This is a genomic window from Ruegeria sp. BB1 (assembly GCF_056539465.1).
The window spans coordinates 1-5025 of record NZ_JBQFVB010000020.1 but is presented as its reverse complement, the minus strand read 5'-3'; the positions used below and the strand labels follow the sequence as shown (position 1 = coordinate 5025).

Sequence of the window (5025 nt, the reverse complement as noted above, 5' to 3'; positions counted from 1 at the left end):
TCCTGCTGCATTTTTCGTACGTCGATAAACGGAAATACCATCTTGCCTCGGGCAACATCCGAACAAGTTTCCAGCAAAACATCGACCTCACCTGACCGGGATGCGAACCCCGCAGCTCCTGCCTGCATAGCAAGGCGCGGCACGTCTCCGGCATCGTCTCCATATACGACGAAACGGGGCGCGTTCTCCTGTTCACGCAGAACCTCGATCAATTTGGCGGCGCCCAAGACCGGCAAATTCCAGGCGATCACGCAAACCTTGACCGGAACTCTCATAACCGCGCCCAAGAAGCCTTCGGCGGTTGCTGATGTTGCCACCAGAGAGAATCGTGGATCACGCTCGAAAATCTCGGACATGGCCGACAATACCAGTGGATTGTTGTCGGCAAGCATAACGTTAATCGGTTGCTGTGAAGGCTCTGCCATTGATTTTACACCCAAAAACCCAAAAAACTACCCGTAAGTATAGGAAATAATTTGGTATACTGCGGTATTTCTGCCAAAACGGGTAGTTTTTTTCTAATCCCATTAGAAGTCCCAAAGCAGTAGTAAGTTACGTTGCGCAATGATGCAAGCAAGGCTTTTCTGATCCACAACGCGATATTTGGGCGTGATTGATCACGCCGACGATCAAGGAGGATCGAATGACTTTTCAGATTTATCCCACGCTTGAGATCCCCGAGACACTGGCTGCTGGTCCGGGGCCGGGCAATACCGATGCTCGTGTTTTGCAGGCCTTCGCCAATGCCGGGGTTGCGGATCACATGCAGGGCGACGTTTTGCGCGGGATGGTCGAATGCAAGCACATGCTGCGCAATATCTGGGGCACTTCGAACACATATACATTCGCGGTCGCGGGCACTGGTTGGAGCGCATTGGACACAATGTTCTCCGCTGTGATGCCCGGTGATAAAGTCGTGGCCTTTGCCAACGGCACCTTTTCCGGCATTGATGCGCTGACCCTACGCATCAAGGCGGCCACGCCCGAGGAGCATGCCGCCAGCCCGCTTGATCCACAGGCCGCCAGCGTAACGGTCGTTGATGTTCCGCACGGACAGCCGGTCACTGGTGAACTGGTTGAAGCCGCGCTGGAACAGCACAAACCAAAATGGGCCTTCATGGCGCATTGGGAAACCGGATCGGGCCGCATCAATGATCTGCGCGGGTTCTCGGACGCATGCGAGCGTCATGGGGTGATGGGTCTGGTTGATGCGGTCTCGTCGTTGGGCGTCGACGATTTTTCGATTGATGACTATCCGGGGATCGCCGGTTGGGCATCCTGTCCGCAGAAGGGCCTGTGCTGCCTGCCACTGACCTATGCGCCGGTCAGTTTTACAGATGCCTTTATTGAATCCCTCAGAGCGACGGGTGCCTACAGTTATGTCCACAATCCCCTATTCGAGGCGCGTCACTGGGGTATTGTCGACGGTCAGGACGTCGAAAAGGGGACCTATCACAGAACCCATTCCGGGTATGCCGTTGCAGCGTTCCATGAGTCCCTGCGTCTGACACTTCAGGAAGGTCTGACCAGACGGTCGGCATCCTACAAGACCCATGAACGCGTGCTGCGCGATGCTGTTACGGCCATGGGGTGCGAGGTGACTTCGGACATGCCCAGCCTGGTCGTGCTGAACCTGCCGCCGGAACTGGCCGGGCGAGAGATGGAGCTGGTGCAGAACTGTCGGGCAAGGGGTTTTGGGATCTGGCCGACGCTCAGTGCGCCGGTTCAGGTACGCATCGGCATCCTCAATCAGCTCAACCGCCAGGCCGTCAGCCGGATCGTCCGCCTGTTTGCCGAAGCCATGAGGGAACTGGGCGGCAATGTCGATTACGAAGAGATCGAGGCATTGCTCGAAAGCCGTTACGGCACATCGATCGCTGCTTGAACGCACTGCATGAACGGGAGGAATGCAGATGGATATCCATGAATACCAGGCGAAAGAAGTTCTTTCGAATTTTGGCGTCGCCGTACCGTCAGGTGCCTTGGCCTATAGCCCGGAACAGGCGGCCTATCGCGCCCGCGAACTGGGCGGAGACAAGTGGATTGTCAAAGCCCAGGTCCATGCGGGTGGCCGCGGCAAAGCGGGTGGCGTCAAACTGTGTAACAGTGAAAACGAGATCCACGAGGCCTGTGACGAGATGTTCGGCCGCAAGTTGGTGACCCATCAGACCGGACCGGAAGGCAAAGGCATCTATCGTGTCTATGTCGAGTCCGCTGTGCCGATTGATCGCGAGATCTATCTTGGTTTTGTTCTGGACCGCTCCAGCCAGCGGGTCATGATCGTAGCCTCCTCCGAAGGCGGGATGGAGATCGAGGAGATCTCGGCGGAACGCCCGGACAGCATCGTGCGCTCAATCGTGGAACCCGCAGTTGGACTGCAGGAGTTCCAGGCCCGCGAGATAGCCTTCAATCTGGGCCTTGAGGCTCGTCTGGTTCAGCAAATGGTACGGACGTTGCAGGGCTGCTATGCCGCCTTCAGCGATCTGGACGCCACGATGGTTGAAATCAATCCACTGGTTATCACTGGCGACGACCGTGTGCTGGCATTGGACGCGAAGATGAGCTTTGACGACAATGCCCTGTTCCGTCATCCGCAGATCGCTGAACTTCGGGATAAAAGCCAGGAAGATCCCCGTGAAAGCCGCGCGGCGGACCGTGGCCTGTCTTATGTCGGGCTGGACGGCAATATCGGCTGCATCGTCAACGGCGCTGGTCTGGCCATGGCCACGATGGACACGATCAAACTGGCCGGGGGCGAGCCCGCGAACTTCCTCGATATCGGTGGAGGTGCCTCACCCGAGCGCGTGGCCAAGGCCTTTCGACTGGTTCTGTCCGACAAGAACGTTCAGGCGGTTTTGGTCAATATCTTTGCTGGTATTAACCGCTGCGACTGGGTCGCCGAGGGCGTTGTGCAGGCGCTGCGTGAGTTGGATATCGACATCCCGGTCATCGTGCGACTTGCCGGTACGAATGTCGAAGAAGGCCAAAAGATTCTCGCCAAATCCGGCCTACCGATCATCCGCGCCACCACTTTGATGGAAGCCGCTGAACGGGCGGTGGGCGCATGGCAGAATGATCTGTCCCAAAACACCAAGATGAGGGCCGTGTAATGAGCATTCTTCTCGACCGCGACACCCGCGTAATCGTTCAGGGCATCACTGGACGCATGGCGCGCTTTCACACAAAAGATATGCTGGCCTACGGCACCAATGTTGTCGGCGGAGTTGTTCCCGGCAAGGGTGGTGAAACCGTTGAAGGTGTACCGGTGTTTGACACCGTGAAACAGGCCGTTGAGGCAACCGGAGCGGATGCCAGTCTGGTCTTTGTTCCGCCTCCGTTTGCTGCAGACTCCATCATGGAAGCTGCTGATGCGGGCATTCGCTACTGTGTCTGCATCACCGACGGTATCCCGGCGCAGGACATGATCCGCGTAAAGCGTTACATGTACCGTTATCCCAAGGACAGGCGCATGGTGCTGACCGGACCGAACTGCGCCGGTACAATCAGCCCCGGTAAGGCTCTGCTGGGTATCATGCCGGGCCATATCTACCTGCCTGGCAATGTCGGCATCATTGGTCGCTCGGGCACACTGGGGTACGAGGCGGCAGCACAGCTCAAAGAACGTGGCATTGGCGTTTCGACCAGTGTTGGTATCGGTGGCGATCCAATCAACGGGTCCTCGTTCAAAGATATCCTGCAACGGTTTGAAGAGGACGAGGATACCCACATCATTGCGATGATCGGCGAAATCGGCGGTCCGCAGGAAGCTGAAGCCGCGGAATACATCCGCAATCACATTACAAAACCGGTCATTGCTTATGTTGCCGGATTGACCGCCCCCAAAGGTCGAACCATGGGGCACGCCGGTGCGATCATCTCGGCTTTTGGCGAAAGCGCCAGCGAAAAGGTTGAAATCCTGTCCGCTGCTGGTGTGACCGTGGCCGAAAACCCCGCCGTGATTGGTGAGACAATCGCACGAGTGATGGAGGCTGCGTGATGGTTAAACCTTCGGTCTTAGTCACCCGTCGCTGGCCTGCCGCCGTCGAGGCGCAGCTGGCCGAAAACTACAACGCCGTGCTGAATACCGGGGACAAGCCAATGTCCCCGGCAGACATCCGGCGGGCGTTGAAAACCTATGATGCTGTCCTACCCACGGTCACCGACACGCTCAGCGCCGAGGCATTGGATGTGCCTGGCGCGCAGACTAAGATCATTGCCAATTATGGGGTCGGCTATAGCCATATCTGCGAACCTTCGGCGCGTGAGCTAGGCATGACGGTAACAAATACACCGGATGTCCTGTCCGAGTGTACGGCCGATCTGGCCATGACGTTGCTACTGATGGTTGCGCGCCGGGCAGGTGAGGGCGAACGCGAATTGCGCTCCGGCAAGTGGACCGGCTGGCGGCCGACGCATCTTGTGGGCACAAAGGTCAGCGGCAAGACGCTGGGCATCATCGGTTATGGCCGGATCGGCCAGGAAATGGCTCGCCGTGCCCATCACGGGTTCGGTATGAACGTCCTCGTCTATAACCGCAGCGAGGTGGCCGCGGACGTATTGGGCCAGTGCGACGCAACACAGGTGGACACGATCGATGATCTCTTGCCCCAGTGCGATTTTGTGTCACTGCACTGCCCCGGCGGCTCCGCGAACCGGCACCTGATCAACTCGCGCCGACTGAGCCTGATGAAGCCTGACGCATTCCTGATCAACACTGCGCGCGGCGAGGTGATTGATGAATGGGCTCTGATTCAGGCGCTGATGTTCGACATGATCGGTGGTGCGGCCTTGGACGTCTTCGACGGCGAGCCCCGCATCAGCCCGGATCTGCTGCAATGTGACAACCTCGTGATGCTGCCGCATCTGGGCAGCGCAACGCGCGAGGCCCGCGAAGCGATGGGCTTCCGCGTTCTCGATAATCTGAGTGACTTTTTCCAAGGCCGTGAACCACGTGACCGGGTGATCTGATGCAAGCGCTGGCCCAAAATATTCAGTCCCCCCTGAACCGTTCAAGCTATGCTGATG

The 5025-nt window shown here is 57.9% G+C and carries 5 protein-coding genes; 4 read left to right on the top strand and 1 reads right to left on the bottom strand.

Features of this window, described 5'->3' with window-relative positions; all coding sequences use genetic code 11:
* On the bottom strand, positions 1 to 425 hold a 425-nt coding region (locus ACR0AL_RS20900; RefSeq protein WP_480664529.1), incomplete at its 3' end, for a response regulator.
* 218 nt (positions 426 to 643) lie between these two features.
* Here ACR0AL_RS20900 and ACR0AL_RS20895 point away from each other — a divergent pair.
* The 4 genes from ACR0AL_RS20895 to ACR0AL_RS20880 are packed head-to-tail and all read left to right on the top strand — an operon-like array spanning position 644 to position 4968.
* The gene (locus ACR0AL_RS20895; protein ID WP_480664527.1) at positions 644 to 1885 is read left to right on the top strand and encodes a pyridoxal-phosphate-dependent aminotransferase family protein; all 1242 of its coding nucleotides are present in this window, start codon (positions 644 to 646) and stop codon (positions 1883 to 1885) included.
* 28 nt (positions 1886 to 1913) lie between these two features.
* A complete protein-coding gene (locus ACR0AL_RS20890) occupies positions 1914 to 3110 on the top strand; it encodes a malate--CoA ligase subunit beta (protein ID WP_170352142.1) in 1197 nt (398 codons plus the stop codon).
* Complete coding sequence (gene sucD / locus ACR0AL_RS20885) at positions 3110 to 3997, top strand: succinate--CoA ligase subunit alpha (protein WP_170379917.1); 888 nt, start codon at positions 3110 to 3112, stop codon at positions 3995 to 3997. Before ACR0AL_RS20890 ends, sucD begins: the two co-directional genes overlap by 1 nt.
* Positions 3997 to 4968, top strand: coding sequence for a 2-hydroxyacid dehydrogenase (locus ACR0AL_RS20880; RefSeq protein ID WP_170352144.1), 972 nt, complete (start codon positions 3997 to 3999; stop codon positions 4966 to 4968). Before sucD ends, ACR0AL_RS20880 begins: the two co-directional genes overlap by 1 nt.
* The last annotated feature ends 57 nt before the right edge of the window (positions 4969 to 5025 follow it).

Excerpts from the sequence above, each read along its gene's own strand:
- ACR0AL_RS20895 (WP_480664527.1), top strand. The coding sequence starts at position 644 with ATGACTTTTCAGATTTATCCCACGCTTGAGATCCCCGAGACACTGGCT.
- ACR0AL_RS20890 (WP_170352142.1), top strand. The coding sequence starts at position 1,914 with ATGGATATCCATGAATACCAGGCGAAAGAAGTTCTTTCGAATTTTGGC.
- sucD (WP_170379917.1), top strand. The coding sequence starts at position 3,110 with ATGAGCATTCTTCTCGACCGCGACACCCGCGTAATCGTTCAGGGCATC.
- ACR0AL_RS20880 (WP_170352144.1), top strand. The coding sequence starts at position 3,997 with ATGGTTAAACCTTCGGTCTTAGTCACCCGTCGCTGGCCTGCCGCCGTC.